This is a genomic window from Paenibacillus sp. PAMC21692, from assembly GCF_014303795.1.
GTDB lineage: Bacteria > Bacillota > Bacilli > Paenibacillales > Paenibacillaceae > Pristimantibacillus > Pristimantibacillus agaridevorans.
In genome coordinates this window covers 2,516,633-2,536,483 of the sequence record NZ_CP060293.1, presented here as the reverse complement: position 1 = coordinate 2,536,483, position 19,851 = coordinate 2,516,633, and the positions used below count along the sequence as shown (strand labels likewise).

Sequence of the window (19,851 nt, the reverse complement as noted above, 5' to 3'; positions counted from 1 at the left end):
TATTTAGTATATCTCATAGAATTTTTAATTAATAGTCTATTTTCCCGTTTTAATTGTATCATTTTGCAACACTTTACTCGAAATGAAGCATACTATCAAAAAATCCATGCCGGAGCAGGGAATACTTATTGACAAACGAAGTTTGCGTGTTCAATAATGGGGCAGAACCTTAATATTCCAGTGATTTTCATTTTAATAACCTAAGGGAGAATCGCAATGACTCGAATAATCGTAGATACCGATATCGGAGACGATGTGGATGATGTGCTTGCGCTGACGTTTGCCTTGCGTTGTCCGCACCTGGACATTAAAGCCATCACGACCGTAACGCCCTGGGCCGACAAGCGTTCAAAAATAGTCAAACATTTGTTGAAGTTGAACGGGAAAACGGACATTCCCGTCGGTTCCGGCATTGAACTTCCAATGCGAGGTTTGTCGGATGACGAGCTTGCAAGGATGACAACCGAAAAAAGGTTGAATCAATACGCGGCGATTCCTCTCGAAGAGCGTGAACGGGAAGAAGAGAGGGTAAACGCGGCGGAGCTGATTATCCAAATGGTTGAGCGGTACCCCCAGGATATCTCAATTGCGGCAATCGGACCGTTAAGCAATATTGCTTTGGCCTTGCGTCTCCGGCCGTCCATTGCATCCAAAATCCGCGGCATTGCGCTGATGGGCGGCGAGGTGCAAGTTCATCGGCAGGAGCACAATATTACTTGGGATCCCGAAGCGGCCGAGGTGGTGCTGACATCCGGCATCCCGCTGTTCTTCGGTACCTGGAGCGTTACCCGTCAGTTGGTCCTGAGCCCGGAGGACTGCCGTATAATCGAGAACAGCAACGCCGAGCTTGGCGCTTTTCTAGGCGATTGCATCAAGCGGTGGTGGCCGAGCAAAGGAAGCAAGACAGGACCGGTGATGTATGATCTTGCTCCGCTAGTGTGGTGCTTTGACCGCTCTTTCTTCGAGACCAGTCCGATGCATCTTCGTGTAGAAACTTCAGGTATATTGACCCGTGGAATGACAATAGTATCCGATCAGACGCCAAATGCTGAGGTGACTACCGGGATGCGATCGGAAGCGCTTCATCAATTGTTTATGGAAACCGTTTGCGGCTGATTTTATTACGAATAGCAATGAGCATAGCCCCTCTCCCATCCCGCGTTTACAGGATGGGACGGGGCTATTATTGTCACGGTTTCCACACAATCGGATTTACCAGATGCGCCGGACGATGACCGCCGATCGCATCGATCAAATGATTTGCGGCCAAGCTCGCCATTCGGATGCGCGTTGCAACACTGGCGCTGCCGATGTGAGGCAAACTGACCAAGTTTGGCAAAGTCAACAACGGATGATCGGGGACTACCGGCTCACTCTCGAACACGTCCAGGCCGGCGGCCCAGATCGTGCCGTCTCGCAGCGCCTCATACAAGGCATCCTCATTGACAATGCCGCCACGGGAGGTATTGATAAGTACAGCAGTCGGTTTCATCTGTCGCAACTCTGCCGCACCGATCAAATCATGCGTCTGCGGAGAATAAGGTGTCAGCACACAGACAAAGTCTGACTTGCGAAGCAACTCGTTCATATCGGTGTATCGAATGCCGTAAGCTTCTTCCGCCTCTTCCTTTCGTGTGCGGTTGTAATACAGCACATTCATGTTAAAGCCTTTGGCACGCTTAACCAACGCTTCGCCGATGCGCCCCATGCCGATAATGCCGAGGGTAGAGCCAAACACATCCTGACCCGTCAGCAACATAGGCGACCAAGTCTGCCAGTCTCCTCTACGCAAGTATTCCGAAGCCTCCAGCAGCCGTCGAGCAGTGGCCATCAATAGCGCGAAAGTAAGATCCGCCGTTGTTTCTGTCAGTACATCGGGTGTATTGGTCACCATGATACCGCGCCGTGTCGCCGCTTCCACATCAATGTTGTTGTATCCTACTGCCATATTGCTGACTATCTTTAATCGGGGAGCCCGTTCCAGAAGAGCCTCGTCGACCTGATCGGTCAGCAAACAATACAAGCCTTCGACATCGGCGATCTCTCGTTCCAAAACATCCCGCGGCACCGGTATATCGCTCTCCGACCAAACACGCACCTCGCAGGCCTGCCGAATCATTGCCAAGACTTCATCCGGAATTTGTCTTGTAACGTACACTTTTGGTTTCATATTTACCATACCTTCCATATTGCTTTTGAATCCATTATATATTTATACGGTTATTCAATTCACGAATCGGATCGCCCAACGCCTGTTTAATCTCCGCAATTTCGTCTGACATGCGCGCCATAAATGCCGTCATATCCGAGGCGTGAACAAGCAAATTCAAACCAGCTTTCGCCCACTGGATCTCCTGGTCGATTCCAAAGAAATAATGTATCCCCGCAGCAACCCCTGCCGCCCTCGCCTTGCTAATTATCGTTTCGACGGCTTCCACGAAGAGGGGATGACGATACTGTTCCGGCACTCCCAGACTGCAAGACAAATCATGCGGACCGATAAGAACAGCATCCAACTGATCCACGGCAAGAATGTCGTCAAGCGCTTCTAGCGCGGGAACGCTTTCGATATTCACAATGAGCAGATTGGATTCATTATACTCCCGGATATATTCATTTAACTCTGCTTCCGCCGGATCGGACGGTTGGCCTTGCAATTCGGCGCGCCGTCTTGCGAGCTGGCCTTTTAACGGCCGGAGTTTAACGGCTGCCCTGAGCGCCTTGACCTGCTCGGCCGTTTCGATATAAGGCGCGATAATCCCGGAAGCGCCGCCGTCAAGCGCCATGCTCGCCTGATAGGGATCCGGCGAAGGGATGCGCACGATCGGCGCCAAATCCATTGCCTTGTAGGTTTGACACATCCAGGACAACAAACCGCGATCCAACGCCATATGTTCGGCATCGAGAAATACAAAATCAATATCAAGCTTGCTCACTTCTTGAGGCCATCTGGGAGAAGTCGAGACGATTAATGTCCCGTACACGCGACCTCCATTTTTCAGTTCATTCATCAACTGTTTACTGTTCATACAGACCTCCGGATGCTGGATTAGAAATCAGGTTGCTAACACTTTAATGACGGCCTTCTTAACCATCTCCGGTTTTCCGCAAGACAGACAAGGCATGTGCGCGTCCTGGGGGTAGAATATGGCGAAGCTTCCTTCATGTACGGTCAAGGTATCCCCTTCGCCCTCCAGGACGACAAAATCTTTCGTTGAATCGTATGGTTTCTTCACTTTTAATCGGTCCACATGGGCAAATCCCATGTTTTCGTTTCCCTGCAGCATGTACTGCACGTCAATATAATTTTGATGGGCCTCCCAAAAGCTGTCTTCCGCTTCGCGTGTCTCGTACTGCTGCAGCAGCAAGAACATGTCGCTGCCTTCGATATCATACCTGCCGGGCTCCCAGTCGATCAAAGGATTACTTTGCAAATAGTCCAGTGCAGCCTTAAGCTTCGCATGGAGTCCCGCATAAATAGCTGCATTTTCTAGTTGGTCTATGATCATTTCTATGTGTCTCCTAAAGACGCGACAACGCATCATTGTATATTTTTTCAATCTTGGCGACTCCTGCATCCATCATCTGCTGGCGGAACGCGTCCCATTCGCTCATCTGCCGCGTGCCCATAATGAATCGGTCTACATTTTGCTCGAAAATCGTCGTCACTTGAACTTCCAGTTTCCTCAATGTTTCGGATTCCTCCTCGGTAAATGGAGGATCGATGCCCATAAATCGAATCGTGCCTTCTTCGGTAAGACGGTCAATATATTCCGACATTTCAATAAGCAGATCCTCGGATATGTCAGCCAGCGTACCTTCGTGAACGTACTTCGCGAATGTTAGATAGCCCACGCCCAATGTACTCTGCGTAGCCGAGAATACATCTTGTTGATCCTTATGATCATCCAGAATACTTTGCAGAATATGCGGCTTCCCGTCTGTCATTTCATAAGTCTCGCCTTCGACCCCGAAATTAGTGGCCAACATGCCCTCTTCCGAATACATCCAGTCCATAAATCGAATGACTGCTTCAGGATCCTTTACCTTGGAGCTGATGGCGGTGCTTGTTCCAAGCCAATCTTGTTCATATCGCAAGCTTCTTGTTTCCCCGTACTGATTCTGCAAGGGACCGATAATATCGAATTTGGCTTTAGGATTGATTTCGGAAATCGCCGGATTAAACAATCTTACCGCATGAGTGTTGTTGTCGTAAGTAAATAAGGACTTTCCGGAAGACAATTTTTCCACAGCCATTTCCTGCGTATTGACTGCATAATCGGGATCAAGCAGCCCGTGGCTGTACAATTTGTTCAAGTAAGCAACGACGTCTTTATAGTTTTCGCTTGTCGGTCCAAAAACGTATTTGTTCTCTCTCGGTTCGAAATACATGCCGGTTTCCGAAAAACCTTCGAAGCCGCCGGCTCCCATAGGGTATGCCAGTTGACCAAGCATGTACGTCGTCCCTCTGCGACTGCCGACAAAAGGGATACTCTCCGGATACGCTTCCTTAAAAGCCAGCAGGACATCAAAAAGCTCATCAAACGTGCGAGGCTCCTCGAGATTCAACTCCTCCAGCAAATCCACGCGCATAAGCGGTTGGGGAGCTACAGCCACACGATAATATTCCAATGTCGGGAAAGCGTATAAATTGCCATCCACCAACATCTTCTTAAAATCCTCTCTGCCTTCAATCGCTTTTTTGAAATTGGGGGCCTGATCCAGGTAATCAGATATGTTCAGGAAAATCCCGGTTCTGGCAAACATCTGAATGTCATTCAAGTCAACCGTGAGCAGGTCGGGAATATTATTCGTAGCGATCAACGCGCTCTTGCGCTCTTCATAGCTGCTTGTCGGCACCGCCTCCAGCTGTAATTGCACGTTCGTCTGGCCAAGTATTTCCCGTACTACCGGAGTGTCCGAGAGAATGGGTTGATTGGGATTGTCCTCCAACATCCAGCTTAACTTCAACGGCTGCGACGATTGCTTCCCGCTCTCGGCGTTTTTTTTCTCTGCGGGCGACGAACTGCTCCCATTACTGCAGGCCCCGATCAAGAGCATACATGCAAGCAGCGTACACATGAGTCCTGACGCAAGTTTTTTCGTTTTCAACATACAAAACCCTCCCAAATGAATGATGACTTCCCTTTTTGCAAAGACGCGCGGCATCCCCCCTTTCACAAATTCAGAAGAAATCAACCTTTTAATGATCCAACCATCATACCCTTGACAAAATACTTTTGAATGAACGGGTACACGACCAGTATCGGTGCAATGGTCACAATAATAACGGCATATTTGATGTTTTGTCCGGTAATCATGGCATTCATGGAAGCAGCAGCCGATTCTTGCGCGGCTACATTACCGGCAATTACAATGTTTCGCATGATAAGCTGCATCGGATATTGGCTCTTCTCATTCAGATACATCAGCGCAGGGAAGAAGCTATTCCAATGCCAGACTAGATAAAACAAGGTAATCGTCGCAATGACCGGTACGGATAAAGGCAAGATGATACGAAAAAAGATTCGTAAATCATTTGCGCCATCGATGTAAGCGGATTCGTAAATTTCCTCTGGAATCTGCTGAAAGAAAGTACGCATGATTATCATATAAAACACATGAATCGCGGGAGGCAATACGATCGCCCACATCGTATTGATGAGACCCAAGGCGTCAATCACAATATACTCAGGGATGATTCCGCCTTCGAAGAACATCGTAAATATGATCAGTATGGCGAAAAAGGATCGACCGTAGAACTTTTTGCGGGCAAGCGGATACGCGCAGAAAGCAGTCAGGGTCACATTGATCAAAGTACCTGTAGTCGTATACAGAAAGGTATTTTTGTACGAATTGAGGATATCCGGATCCTTTAAAACCGCCTTATACGTATCCCATGACGGAGACACCGGCCACAACTTGATATCGCCTCTGAGCACGGCATGACCATCGCTGACCGATACGATAAACATGTGGTAAATCGGATACAGTATGGTTATACACAATGCAATAAGGAATAACATATTTGCAGCATCAAATATCTTCCCTGCATTAATACCTTTTAAGTTCATTTCCATCCTCCTGTCCTACCATAAACTGGTTGCGTTCAGCTTTCTGGCTGCATAGTTTGCGCCTACGATCAACAAAAATGAAATGACGGATTGAAAAAGTCCAACGGCTGCGCCATAGCTGAAATCAGCGCCAAGCAAGCCGCGCCTATACACGAAAGTGGAGATCACATCCGCTGTTTCATAGGTCGGACCGGTATATAGCAGCAATATTTTCTCAAACCCTATCGACATTAAGTCGCCCAGCGTTAGCAAAAAAAGAATCATGATAACGGAAGAAATACCAGGGAGAGTAACATGAATCGCTTGTTTGAACCGGTTCGCGCCGTCCATTTTTGCCGCTTCGTACAAGTGCGGGTCGACGCCGCTTAACGCAGCCAAATAGATGATCGATCCCCAGCCGATCTTCTGCCAAATATCAGACGAGATATAAATCGTCCGGAACCATTCCGGCAGCATTAGAAACTGGATTTTATTAAAGCCCAGAGATGCGATGATCTGATTAATCAAGCCATCCGTAGCCAGGAAATTGACGAGCATCCCGGCTACAACGACTGTAGATAAAAAATGAGGCAAATAGCTGATGCTTTGCACCACTCGTTTAAAGGCCGTAAAGCGAATTTCATTTAGAAGCAAAGCAAGTATAATAGGCGCCGGAAAATAAAAGAGGATCATATAAATGTTTAAAAGCAAGGTATTGCGAACCAGCTTCCAAAAATACGGATCGAAAATAAAACTCTCGAAATGCTTCCAGCCTGCCCACTCGCTGTTTAATACACCTTGAAACACGTTATAATCCTTAAAAGCGATCAGAATCCCGAACATCGGTCCGTACTTGAAAATAAGAAAGTACACGAGAGGCACTAGAAAAATCAAATATAAATAGCCGCTGCTCTTTATTTGTTTCCAGGCCAAAGCTTCTGTCTTCATTCATCCATCACTTCCCTTTTCTGTTCGAGGAGACGTTTTGTCTTTTTTTTGTTCATGGAGCTTCTTGAATTCCAAAGGAGATACTCCCTCATATTTTTTAAATGTCCGCAAAAAGGTCGTTCTATTGAATATTCCCACTTTCTCGGCTACCTCATTAACGCTGAAATCAGATTCGATCAACAATTGTTTTGCTTTGGATATTCGCAATAAACTGATATAATCCGTCAAATTGTTGCCGGTCTGCTCCTTGAAGATTTTCGACAAATACTTCGTAGAAATCCCCATTTGCTCCGATATCTTTTCCAAATACAAGTCATGTTCCAGATGAGTCTGGATATAGTCCATTGTCGTGATCACAATGGAGCTCAAATTTTGGCTCCGGTCCTTCTCTGCTTCAATTATCTGCGCATAAAAAGCGATAAGCTTTTCATATTGCTCTTCATTCCGAATAACCAGTTTGTCCGGACTAGTATGAAATGTTTTTGCCTCCATCGAAATATGCTCGTAATGCATGCCTTTTACCGTCATCAGCTTATATCCCGTTCGTATCATTTCGTTATACAAGCCATTCATTGCTTGATAGGATGAATTATTTTTTTGGTTTTTCTCCATAATGAGTCGGACATTGTCAGTTACCGCATTCAAGTCTCCGGAGTTGATGGCATTGATCAGTTGATTTTCCTCCTGAGACGAATACAGAAATGAATTCTCTACCTTGGTCGCCTCCGCATGAATAACTTGAAACTTCTCTTGCGCATTGCGACGTTGTAGCGCGGTCATCGCTTCGTTGAAAGAATGCCTTAAATCGGACAGTTCCGTGCAAGATCGACCGCTTCCGATGAAAATCCGGCAATACTTGAAATCGAACGAAAAAGTAGCATGTATATTTTGAATAATGTTGTCCAGCACCCCTTTCTCATTGTCTTCGTCCATATTGACCACACAAACAAAGAGAAGATCGTTGTATTCCTGCACATATGCGCGAGTATCTTCACGGCTCAAGGCACTGACGACATTTTTAAGCTTGCTTAAAATAATAAGACGATCCGTATCCTGAACTTCCTCATAAAACGCCTCCGAAAATTGAAACCAGACGTTTAGGCAAACATAGCGATTCCCGGAAAAAAGCCATTCATCTCTAAGAATATTGTTCAAAACTTTCAACGTATCAGGCTCGACCGGCCTTCCCATAAACACATCGTAAAAGGTGTAATCAAGAAACTCCCTGGAGATTTGCATACTGTGTTTTTTGATTTGAGTACTTTTATCATGCATTTGTTTGATATTTTTGCCGATATATTCAAAATCATTTTTGTAAGGCGCGCTTTCGTCCAATTCTTCGAACCCGTTTACGATCTCGCTAATTTTCCGTATGGGATTATAAATTTTTATACTGAAAATAAATGAAAACACCACGCCAAGAATTAAGAAGGTTACGCTAATGGCCACAATGAATTGAAATGTGCTTCGTGATTCCTGATTCAGCGCGCTGAGCGGAGTCAACGAATAATACTTCCATCCGTATCTTTCGGAGTTTACATAGGCGAGCAAATACTTTTTGCCGCTTAAGCGAATTTCCCGATAATTTTTCTCATGATTGTCAAATGCCAAATCCATTTGGCGGAAGGAATGCTCGTCAATCAATCCCGAGTTGCTGCTAAGCATCAATTGCCGATTTTCATCTATAACAAAAAAATCGCTTTCTCTGAAAATAGTATTGTCCGTAAATAGTTTTAATAGATTGCTTTCGGATAAATTGGCCGCCACTACGGCATCGTGACTGTTTACGTACGATTTCGCAATAAAAGGAATGACCTTCCCCTTCCCCTGGCCATTAATGGAGACCGGGGTCGGGGGAAGAATTTCAAAAGACTCCCGCCGCTCAAGCAAACCCTTCCAAAAATCAACGGGATACTCCTGATGCACATAAAACTTTTCGAAAAATAGCGAGAAGTCGTCAACTCCGCCTACCGTATAAATCCGTTCGTGGTCCACGTATAAAAAGATATTTTCCGTAAACTCGGCAATAATATTTTCGGAGTTCGCGATCATTTCCGATATGTCCGACATTTGCACTCTTTGTTCCAGCGTCAACATAGCGTGAGGCCTCAGAACAGTTGCAATCGCCTTGTTGCTAAGCAAGCCGAGACTGACTTCATGCACGGATCGTAAATACAAATCAACGGTTTTCGCGGATGACTGCAAGTAGTACACTAATTTTTTGGAGTCTTCTTGCTTGGCCAGCATGGTTTGATATCCATAGAAGATAAAAGACACGATTAACAACGGGACGAGCAGCGTGAGAAAATAAAGCAGGATGCGGTAAAACAATCGATTGGCTTTCATAAGATACCCCTCAACTTTGATAAATCACTAGTTTGATCTATCACAAGTAAAGCACAATCCCTTGAAAGTAAGCCAGTATTAGCCCAAGGATTGTCCTTAACTGTTATCCCTTTTCAACCACAATTCGTTGATGTAGGGTCCGATTCCCGATTCTTCGTTAACCCAAACAATCTCTAGTACCCCGCCCGGGATCATATCCGGAGTCACTTCAAAGGTTTCCATCAGTCCTCTGTGCGTTATCTCGTTGTCTGCCGTGCTCTTGCCATTAAGAAGCATATCAACGCCCCCTCCCCAGAGTCCCATGACTTGCAGGGTGTAGGAACTGCGACTGTCCAAATTCGAATAGGTTACTTTGACTGGAGCCGAATAGTAAGAAGACAGATTGGAGATCCAGGCAAGCGGCGGACTTGTTAAACCAGGAAGAATTCGATTACACGTTTCCCGACAAAGCAACGTATGCGAATTACTGCCGTTCAGAATGGAATAAGCCGTTTCCAGCAAACCCGGATTATGTCTGATAAGCGCCGTATCGAGATAGCCCGGATCATCCTTCCACTTATGGGCAATTTCAACCCGCGATAACGACTGGTCTGCCGCAAAATTGGTATAAACCCCGCCTTCTCCAGGATCGGTTCTATAAATGATGGCATCCAAGGCCCCTTTCCTCGAAGACTCTTCTTCCATGGACCTGATCACATTGAAGGCTGACAAAAGATAAGCCATGTCGTTAAGCGGGGTGTCGATAGCCTCTACGAAAGCCCCCCGGGTAATGCTGACCCCCTGATGTTTTGACACCGTTAGCTGCGCGCCAATATGCGCAAACAAACGGTCTGCCAGATCCAAACACTTTTCTCTGTAATCCGTACAAACCGGTTGCGAATATTTTCGATTCAGAATTTCTTCGGCCTGTTCCATTGCCGGCATAGTCCCTGCCTCATCCACTCGATACAGAACATCCATTGCACGCTGCTCCAGTTCCTGCTCATGGATCAGCCTTCTTTGGGCATACGCGTCATAATAGGCCCTGAGCAGCCCCATTTCGAATCGATAGTTTTGTAAAACTTGTTCCTCCGCTCTGGATTCCATTTTCCGCCACTGATTCAACGTGTGCGAAATTTGACGATTCGTCATCATCGGTCCTTCAAAGTTTTGTTCCAGCGCAAGAAGCCCATTAGCGACACCGTATTCCACGTCCGGATGAATGAAGAAACGGGCATATTCCTTCAGCGTCTCCAGAACAGGCGTGTCGGGATTCCAATCCTGCCCACCCCAGACAAATTTATTTACATCGTCATTAATGCCTTCCGAATAAGTAAGCGAACCGACTATTCCTTCGTCCTTTAGGAGATTATGAATATGCTTCATAGCCATTGGCCGAGGATTGATGCATTCTCTGGAATGAGTCATCGCAAATGCCGTGTCCCAGTTGTGCACAGGGTACTGCGCGTTGATCGTATGCGTAATATCCGGGTAATTGCGAATCTTCATCCCTTCGGGGATCAATTGTCGCAACTCTGGCAACGAATGTTTCTCCCATGGCGCAAAGGCGACTCCAGCGAGCCAAGCAGGTTCTTTCCTCACATTCGTATAGAACGTATCCAGCCATTCATCCGTTGGATTAAAAGCTTGAGGGGATACCCACAGCTTCGCGTTGGGATGATACTTATTTAGCAATTCCGCTTCCATGGCCATAAAATCAAATAAATCCTGGGCGTTTAATGCTCCGGGATCCCCGCCGGGAACCAGAATATGATCGATTCGCTTCATGGAACTGAAAATCTCTTCTCGTTCTTCCAATTGCCGCTTCAAGTATTCCGGTTTCATAAACTCTTCATCATTTCCGGTTGCTGGATACCAGTTATCCGGACTGCCCATATTCGGGTACCAGATCCACACATCCAAATCCATCGCATCGCACACCTCCGAAACATGACGCATCATAAACAACGGGTCATACTTCATGAGCGGTCCCGTTCTTTCGTCATCGGTGATCGGCGGTACAATTTCGATACTATTTGTCCCGAACAATGCAAGCTCTCGAATATACTGCGAATATATTTCGGGCGTCCAGGCGTCATAGGCATTGGTTTTGGGTCTGTAGCCCAATTGATGTCCTCTCAGGGAAAAATGCGGTGTTTCCGCCAGGTCCACATCAGTTGGAACTTCGATTTTGTTTTTTGTCAGATACATCATTCTTAGCAGCTTTCCAACGCCATACAAAATCCCTCTGTCATCTGCCGCTTCAATTTCGATTAACTTTCTTCCGTTCGACTGACTTATCCGAATCCGGAAGCCTTCCTGACCATAGGCCGGGGATGATGAGGAATTGACCATTTTAATAGAGATGAGCGGCCGTTGCTCATTAGGAACAGAATCCATAACAGGTAAGCGGATGCCCGTTCTTCGTTCAATTTCTTCAACTAATATATGAACCGCATTTTGGCCTCGAGCAGACACCGAGCCCGACAGAATAATACTTGCATCGGAGACTTCGCATAGCTTCAGGTTATTCCTCAATCGATTGGTCATTTCTCAAACGCCTCCTGATATTTGGGGTATCTCGCATAGCCTAAAGCTACTGCAAATCGACCTGAATTGAAATATTCATCCTTCCTTCTGAGGATTCACATTTCCTCATTATGCATGATGCATTTCTTTTAATTGCTTCATTTTTTCTTATAATTCACAAAAAAAGACAGCCCTCTCAGTAGAAACGGCTGTCTAAAACTCAAACGAATGCTCTATAGAAAATGCATCGGCTTAATATATACGTCAGCTACCGTGCTTAACCATTACAAATCTGTCCATGGATCTGTTCGGTTCCTATGCGCGCAGCAACGACTGAAGCAGCACAATCGCCTGCACGCGGTCGGATACCTCCAGCTTGGAATACAGCGTGCTGATATAATTCCGGACCGTGCCCTCCGCAATGTATAGCTGCGCCGCAATTTCACGGTTGCTGCAGCCCTTAACGATCAGTGCGGCCACCATCTGTTCCCGTTCTGTCAACTCTGGCCAGCGTACCGTCGACAACTGCTGCGCTGCACCGGCGATCTCCTTCGACAAATCCGCGATTCGAATGGCCAGCTTCGCGGCCACCTCCGACGGCAGGATGTATCGACCTTCATAGGCATCGCGAATGGCTTCGATCATTCTGTTGGTGTCCATATCCTTTAGCAAATACCCTATAGCGCCGCCCGCAAGTCCGTCTACAATATACTTCTCCTCCAGGTAAGTCGTTAGAATAAGCACTTTCGTCTCTGGATAATCAGACTTGATACGCTTGAGTGACGTAATGCCATCGATACCTGGCATCTGGACATCCATCAGCACGATGTCAGGAGACAGTCTTGCCGTCATCTCGTAGGCCTCGCTCCCATTCATTGCAATGCCTAGCACCTCCATATCGTCCTCCAGCCCGATAATGGTGCCAAGCCCTTCCCGGATGAGCATCTGATCATCCGCTATTACTATTCTAATCATGTTCGCTCCCCTTTCCGCAGGCCGCTCAAGCGCCTGACGGCAAATCTATTCGCAGCATGCACCCCTTGCCCGGCTCAAACTCGATGTCCAGCTTGCCATGGAGCTGCTTGACGCGGTCTCCCATCATCTTTAATCCGAACCCCGGCTCAATCGTTTCCGCCCCAACGCCGTTGTCAGCCAAGCGGAAGCGATACTGCCCTGCCTCAAGCATAAGAGTAAAGCTGAACGCTTTCGCCCCGCCGTGCCGCAGCCCGTTCGTCAGTCCTTCCTGAAGCGCATGGTAGATCACCTTCTTGTAAAGGAAAGACAAATGACCGATTGGGTCGATGCGTGCATGAACGACGACGCCTGTATGACGCTCGGTCTCCCGAATCAAATCGTGCAGGGCTTTTTCGATATCGTAGTATTTGTCCTCCCGCAGCATGTGAACGGAGTTTCGTATCTCGTTCAAGCTGTGACGCACCAAATCTTGGGCACTGCCCAGACGAGCCTCTGCCCTCTCTACATCCCTGCTGATGAGCCGCTTGCCCGCTTCGATCTGCAGTATCGTAGAGGTTAGCGTATGACCGACAATATCGTGGATTTCCTGCGCGATACGCGTCCGCTCGGCATATACCGTCATCTCCGCGAGCGCTTCCGAGTTCGCCTCCATCGACTTCTCCAAGTCTCTCGTGCGTTCCTCGACCTGATCCTCCAGATGATTCGTAAGGAACTGAATGCCTTCATACAGCTTCGCATTTGTGATCGAAATGGCGCATTGCGAGCCCAGCAAAGCAAGGACATCGCGACGATTCTGGTTGAACACGCCGGCTGCCAGATTGTTCTCCAGGTACAGCATGCCAATCAACTGATTCTGAATCCGGATCGGCAGACACATCACCGACTTCAAACCGCCGTGCACGACTTCTTCGCTTCGCTCGAAACGGCTCTCCGAGGCATCGTGAAGAACGATCTCATCCCCGGTCCGGATTGCGTAGCTGATCATTGAAAGCGGTACGAGCCCGCGGGCCTCCTCAAGCGGCGTCCTTGCATGCTTGAGCTCCCGTGCCGTGCCAAACACCTCTAAGTTCCACTGATTCTCGTCCAGTATGAGCAGCGCCCCATACTCCGCCCCGGCATTACGAAGCATGGTATCCATCAGCGTGGATAGCAGGTTCTCCATCCGCATCTCTCCGGAGATGCTCTGCGCCGACTTCATGACCGCCAAATAATCAATGCTATCCGCTTCCATTGATCCTCGTCTTCCCTGTTGAAGTAAATGCCCATGGCGACGTTCCACCGCCGAAGCCTTGGCCAGCGCTCCCCACTTCACGTAATAATCGTAAGCTTCGTTCATGTAATACCTTGAAATCACAGGCTTGTTTCGCTCAATTCCGTACTTGGCGTAGCATTCGGCAATTATGGCGTAATCGTGCAAAAATCCGCCTTCGTGCGCAGCATTCAGTGCTGCGGCATACGCCGTCTCCGCCGCCGTATAATCGCACATCAGTCGGGCTAACTCCGCCTTGGCCAACTGGTATTTGTGCAGATGATGTCCTGGAACTTTTTTTGCCAACGCCCTGAGTGCCGACAAACTTCGTTTGATCCGTTGGACGTAGACCTTGCGTTCCATATCGGTCGCGGTCCCGTAAAGCTCTTTCAGCACGAGAACAACATAATAATGCTGACTGGATATATCCAAAATCTGATTGGGGTTCGACCGAATCATGTTCTCGCATTGATCAAGCGCCTGCAGAGCTGTCTTATAATCACCGAACAAATAACCCGTAATATAGAGGTTTACGCATAAATTCTCACTTCGAACAAAGTTATCCCCGTCCGCCACGTCCATGACCACATCCCCATGGCCGGCAATAGGCGGAAATGGATCTCGCTCCGACTTTCTCCCCGTCAGCTTCACAAGCAAGTCAGCGAGAATAGCTGCATGTTGGATATGATTGTCCGCTTCCGGCAATAAAAAATATTCGGCATTGGCCATCATACTTTCATAGATCGATCCTAAAGGGTAGCTGAATTCAATCTGCAGCGCCCAGTTAATCATCAACGTCCAGTTGAACAAGGCCAGATCGCCAGTCTGAATCACGGAATCTCTCACTTCGTTCTCGTATTTCATCAGAAAGTCGGGCTCATGCTTGCGCCAACTCAGGAAACAAATCGAGAAGGTACTATACACATGGGCATAGATATCCGGTTTGTTTCGTGCAACGTCGCAGGCAACCTTTCCCCAGCGGTAAGCCGTATCATAACGATGAAAGACGTAATCCAGCAGCAGCGCGTAGCCTGCGAAGCCATGTCCGGATTCGGGCACGAGACCGTGCTCGGCCGTCAGCTCGATCATTCGGAAGATGGCGCAAGCCCATTCCCGTTTATGCTCCACAAAGCTGGCCTGGCTCATGTAGACGAGAATGGACATGACAAGCTTGATACGTCCATCTGTCATAGGAGCAGACTTGCCAAGAGCCTCCACAGACTTTCCGCGAAGCTTCCATCGCATAGAGGACCAGCTCCGAAGCACTTCCGTTATGCCGGGTCTATCGGGGTAGCGCTGACCTGACAAAGCGAGCGCAAGCCTTCCTATCCGCAGCAATTCTCCATAATTTTCCCGGCTTTTCTCCATTTGAAGCATCAGAATGTACACCTGAACACGGTCGGTATCTGAGGCGGCCTGCTTCAACAAACGCTCTAACCGACAGGCAGCTTCGTCGAATCGCTTCAATAATATTTCGGCCTGTGCCAGTTCCATGTTCACGTTGAATACAAGGGGGTAGCTACGATCCCATTCATCCTCCAGCAGACCTGCCGCAATCTGCAGAAACGGCTCCGCTCCTCCGACGTTCATCCGTTCCTTGGCAGCCTTTCGCTGCTCCGCCGTCATCCGCGTCCGCGGATGAGGATGGCGCTACTGCTTCCAACACAGGTATAGCGATATCGATGGGGACGAACAGCAATGGTCAGCTAGGAAGAGCGACAGTGAGGGACGAAGCTAATTTCTTCGATGTTCAATCGCCAGGAGGCATCGACGTCTTGTCCCACCTTAATGTGAAAGCAGTTGAAGCAGGCGAAAAATTTTCTTTGGTTCTCACAGAAGAAGGGGACGTATACTACTTTGGTAAAAAGCTCGACAAAATTGCAGACCCCTTTTCAAATGACAATATTACAGTGCCGACAAAGCTTGAGGGGCTTCCGCCGGTACAGGCCGTTTCCTCATTCTATCAGCACGCTCTTTTACTGACCAACGATGGGTCGGTATACGCCTTCGGCCTTAATGAATTCGGGCAGTTGGGCCTCGGCGACAATCAGCCTCGCACAACTCCGACGCTTGTCCCAAACCTCTCAGGTATCTCCGCGATATCAGCAGGTCATCGCTTTTCGCTTGCCTTGACGAATACGGGACAGGTCTATGCGTTCGGCAATAATGGCGAAGGACAGCTTGGGAACGGCAACACCGTTGCCTCCTCTACGCCACAGCTTATTACGGGCTTTTCCAATGTAAAGGCCATTTCGGCAGGATTAAACCATTCGCTTGCTCTGCTCGACAGCGGCGAGGTTTATGCCTTCGGCGGCAATAATAACGGTCAACTCGGGCTTAACACTACGACTAGCATTTTCAGCACGCCTCAGAAGATTACCGAGCCTGCTGGCGAGTCTGCTGGATGGGGATCTGCTGTGGAAGCCGGCAGCCTCGCTTCGTTTGTCGTGACATCAAGCGGCAAAGTGTATGCTTTCGGTGGTTCGAGCCCCACAGGACAACTGGGACTGTACGATCCAAGCCAGCATTATGTGTATTACAGAAAACCGACGCCTCTCGGGTTGAGCCATGTATCGGCTGTTTCGAGCAGCGCGCAACATACGCTGTTCCTGACTGACGAAGGCAGCTTATATGGAACTGGTTTTTCAGGTAACTGGGGAACGTATCCAAGTAATACCTTGAGAGCGCCTGAACTGTTGTCTTTGACCGATATATCCGATATCCGTTTCATTTCGGCAGGATATAGTCACTCGTTGGTCATAGGCAAAACGGTCGGCAAACTGGGTCAGCAAACCGCAGCCTTTAATGCGTTCAGACCCGATAAGGAAACAGATCTGGCCATTGACGTGAAGCGGAACGGCAATATACTCGTCAGTGTTGAAGACGAAACCGGGATATTGACGGCCGGGGAGGACTACAGCATTGTTGATAATCAATTCTACCTCCTCAAATCTTATTTGACCGGTCTGGGAGTCGGCGAGTACGTGCTTACGTTTCGATTTAGTTACGGAGATCCGCAGTCGCTGGATCTGTCAATCATCAACAAACCGTTAAGCTTCGTCCTGACGCCAGACCTTGTGTTCGACCAAAACCCATCGTTGCTAGAGGAGCAGATCACAGATATTGAGCTTGAATTGAACGGCAACACGTTGTCCGGCATCAAGCTGTCGTATCTTGAAAACGCCTACGCTCGCAGTCAAATCCTGGCGGCAGGAACCTCCTACACGATCGAAGGAAATAACGTCACCATCTCCAAAACATTTTTAAGCGATTTCTATATCCATAATACAAGCAACCATTCGCTTGTCTTTACGTTCAGCGACAACACGGAAATTGCAATTCCTGTGCAGATGCTAAAAAGCAATAACAGCAGGCTGTATCAAGATCATATCATTATCGAACGCGATGTTCGGTTCCAAGGAAATGTCGACATAACAGTTGAATTATACGGAAATCAATTCCTGGGTATCCTCAATGGCATGACACCGCTATCCGAGGGGAGCGACTATTGGATTTCATCCCCGGGCAGCAACGAACAACAAGTAACCATCTCGTCGGACTATCTGCTGACTCTGAAGGGAGAACATGCCGAATTGACGTTTCGGATGGACAAAGGCGTTTATCCCAAGCTGTCTGTTCATTTGTTGGATCCGGTATATGGAGAAGAAGGATTATACGCATTTGGCGCCAACTTTTTCGGTCAACTGGGATTTGGCGATTACCAATATCGTACGCTTCCGAGTTACATGGAGGTTCTGCGCGATCAAGAGATCCGAGAGGCTGCTGCCGGTTCCTTCTACTCTATGGCTTTGACATCAGAAGGCGATGTATACGCGTTCAGCGGTATTTTTCAAGAGCTTGGGGACGAAGAGGAGCCTATTGCCTTATTCGAGAACCTGCCTGCGATAGCGTCCATATCAGCCTCCGGCGAACATGCGCTGCTGCTAAGCGAAGCCGGAGACGTATACGGCTGGGGTTACAATCAATTCGGACAACTGGGTTCGGAGCCTGCGTCAGAACAGGATTACTACGTTATTGCACCCGTGAAGATTGAAGGGCTCAGCGGCATCAAAGCCGTAGCGGCGGGCGGCGTTCATTCGCTTGCGCTTACGGAAGACGGCGAGGTGTACGTATTCGGCAGAAATGATTTCGGACAGCTTGGCGTAGAGAGATCGCCCTCTCCCAATGCATCCAATTATCTGGCTGTGCCAGCTCTGCTCGAGAATATTCCGGAAATTGCAGCGATCGCTGCCGGTCCTGGACATTCGCTGCTGCTGACTGCGGACGGAGATGTTCTCTCGTTCGGAAGCGGAGAAGAAGGAGAACTGGGACTGGGCGATTGGAATAATGCATTCGTGCCGACTATCGTGGACACGGGCGACAACACAATCGCAGCAATCGCGGCTGGCGGTGAATACGAACGAGAAGAGAACAGCTCATGGGCTTATGGACGCTCGTTTCTCGTGACAAGCGACGGCAAGGTGCTGGCGTTTGGAGACGCCTACGCTGGCGCGCTTGGACTGGGTGAGGACTGGTATGATGACATCAACGAACCCACGTTGATCGAAACCAATATGCCTCCAATAAAGAAAGTTGCCTCAGGCGGCAATCATACGCTGCTGCTGGCCGAGAACGGAGAGGTTTACGGATTGGGCTTCAATGATAACGGCCAGTTGGGTCTCAACAATGATTCGGAACGCTATGGTCCAACGAATCTGGTACGTCTGACCGGCGCGAAAGGCATTGCGGCGGGGCAATATCACTCCCTCGCTTGGTTCCGCGCGGACAATAGCGTAATCAGCCCTGTCGCCGCTTCCTTCGATCGCTACACAAACGGTCAGCGAACGATGGAGATATCGTTGTCGTTGAACGGCAATATGCTTAAGAGCATCACTCGTGGCGATGGGGTCTTACATGAAGGCATGGACTACCAACTGCAAGGCAATAAAGTGATTCTCCAGCCGACTTACCTGAGCAAGCTGAGTGTCGGCAGCCATACGCTAACCTTCGTATTCACCGCCGGCAAGCCGCAAACCTTGACTGTCGGCGTTACGGACAGCACGCCAACTGGCGGCGGCAGCGATGGAGGTACTGGCAGCGGCAAAGGAACGGACGAGGACAATGGCAATGACGATGATGGAGATAACGAAAGCGGCGGAGAGGGCGGCAACAACGAACAATCCCCCGAAGAACTGCAGAACAAACCAAGAGACATTGCCAGCCATTGGGCGGAATCGGTTATCAGTCAAGCGATCGCCGCCGGCATCGTCAAAGGCTATCCGGATGGCTCATTCAAGCCAGACCGCGTGATCTCCCGCGCGGAATTCGCAGTCATGCTTGCGCCTGCCTTAAAGCTGCATGCAGCTTCATCCATGCCCGACTTCACCGATAAAGCGGAGATCGGCTTATGGGCAAGAGATGCCATTAGCCAATTATTCGCCGAGAATCTGCTCAGCGGTTATCCCGACGGCTCCTTTAGACCGGGCAAAGGCTTGACGAGAGCCGAGCTTGCCGTTATTGTAGCGCGCGTTCTTAAGGCGGATGATAATAGCAAAGCGGCATCCAAATTCACAGATGCAGGCTCCTTGCCTTCATGGGCCATCGGCGCGATTGGCGCGCTGTCGGAGAAAGGCATCTTGCTGGGCCGAAGCGATGGCCGCTTCGATCCTAATGGCGTTGCAACCAGGGCGGAAACCGTCACAATATTGCTTCGCATGATGGAGCAGCGGCAATAGCCGGTTCGACATGATAAGAAAAAAGCTATGGCGCATG

The 19,851-nt window shown here is 48.6% G+C and carries 12 protein-coding genes; 2 read left to right on the top strand and 10 right to left on the bottom strand.

Features of this window, described 5'->3' with window-relative positions:
- The first annotated feature begins 216 nt into the window (after nt 1-216).
- Entirely contained in the window at nt 217-1,116 is a 900-nt protein-coding gene (locus tag H7F31_RS10085; RefSeq protein ID WP_187104042.1) for a nucleoside hydrolase, read from the top strand.
- A 73-nt stretch (nt 1,117-1,189) separates the two neighbouring features.
- Here the strand turns inward: H7F31_RS10085 and H7F31_RS10080 are convergent, their stop codons facing one another.
- From H7F31_RS10080 to H7F31_RS10035, 10 genes are all read right to left on the bottom strand, one after another.
- A complete protein-coding gene (locus H7F31_RS10080; protein WP_187104041.1) occupies nt 1,190-2,170 on the bottom strand; it encodes a 2-hydroxyacid dehydrogenase in 981 nt (326 codons plus the stop codon).
- Nucleotides 2,171-2,204: 34 nt separating this feature from the next.
- Nucleotides 2,205-3,029 (bottom strand): HpcH/HpaI aldolase family protein, encoded by an 825-nt coding sequence (locus H7F31_RS10075; RefSeq protein ID WP_187104040.1) that lies wholly within the window; start codon nt 3,027-3,029, stop codon nt 2,205-2,207.
- A 27-nt stretch (nt 3,030-3,056) separates the two neighbouring features.
- Complete coding sequence (locus H7F31_RS10070) at nt 3,057-3,509, bottom strand: NanQ anomerase/TabA/YiaL family protein (protein ID WP_187104039.1); 453 nt, start codon at nt 3,507-3,509, stop codon at nt 3,057-3,059.
- 13 nt (nt 3,510-3,522) lie between these two features.
- Complete coding sequence (locus tag H7F31_RS10065; RefSeq protein ID WP_187104038.1) at nt 3,523-5,115, bottom strand: extracellular solute-binding protein; 1,593 nt, start codon at nt 5,113-5,115, stop codon at nt 3,523-3,525.
- Nucleotides 5,116-5,195: 80 nt separating this feature from the next.
- The gene (locus H7F31_RS10060) at nt 5,196-6,074 is read right to left on the bottom strand and encodes a carbohydrate ABC transporter permease (RefSeq protein ID WP_187104037.1); all 879 of its coding nucleotides are present in this window, start codon (nt 6,072-6,074) and stop codon (nt 5,196-5,198) included.
- Between the two features lie 15 nt (nt 6,075-6,089).
- Complete coding sequence (locus H7F31_RS10055; RefSeq protein ID WP_187104036.1) at nt 6,090-7,001, bottom strand: ABC transporter permease; 912 nt, start codon at nt 6,999-7,001, stop codon at nt 6,090-6,092.
- Nucleotides 7,002-9,347 (bottom strand): helix-turn-helix domain-containing protein, encoded by a 2,346-nt coding sequence (locus tag H7F31_RS10050; protein WP_187104035.1) that lies wholly within the window; start codon nt 9,345-9,347, stop codon nt 7,002-7,004.
- A gap of 96 nt (nt 9,348-9,443) precedes the next feature.
- Nucleotides 9,444-11,876, bottom strand: a complete 2,433-nt coding sequence (locus H7F31_RS10045) for a hypothetical protein (protein WP_187104034.1) — start codon at nt 11,874-11,876, stop codon at nt 9,444-9,446.
- 294 nt (nt 11,877-12,170) lie between these two features.
- The gene (locus tag H7F31_RS10040; RefSeq protein WP_187104033.1) at nt 12,171-12,830 is read right to left on the bottom strand and encodes a response regulator; all 660 of its coding nucleotides are present in this window, start codon (nt 12,828-12,830) and stop codon (nt 12,171-12,173) included.
- Between the two features lie 25 nt (nt 12,831-12,855).
- Nucleotides 12,856-15,705 (bottom strand): GAF domain-containing sensor histidine kinase, encoded by a 2,850-nt coding sequence (locus tag H7F31_RS10035; protein WP_187104032.1) that lies wholly within the window; start codon nt 15,703-15,705, stop codon nt 12,856-12,858.
- 95 nt (nt 15,706-15,800) lie between these two features.
- Between H7F31_RS10035 and H7F31_RS10030 the strand changes: the two genes are divergently transcribed.
- Entirely contained in the window at nt 15,801-19,814 is a 4,014-nt protein-coding gene (locus H7F31_RS10030; protein WP_187104031.1) for an RCC1 domain-containing protein, read from the top strand.
- Nucleotides 19,815-19,851: the final 37 nt, after the last annotated feature.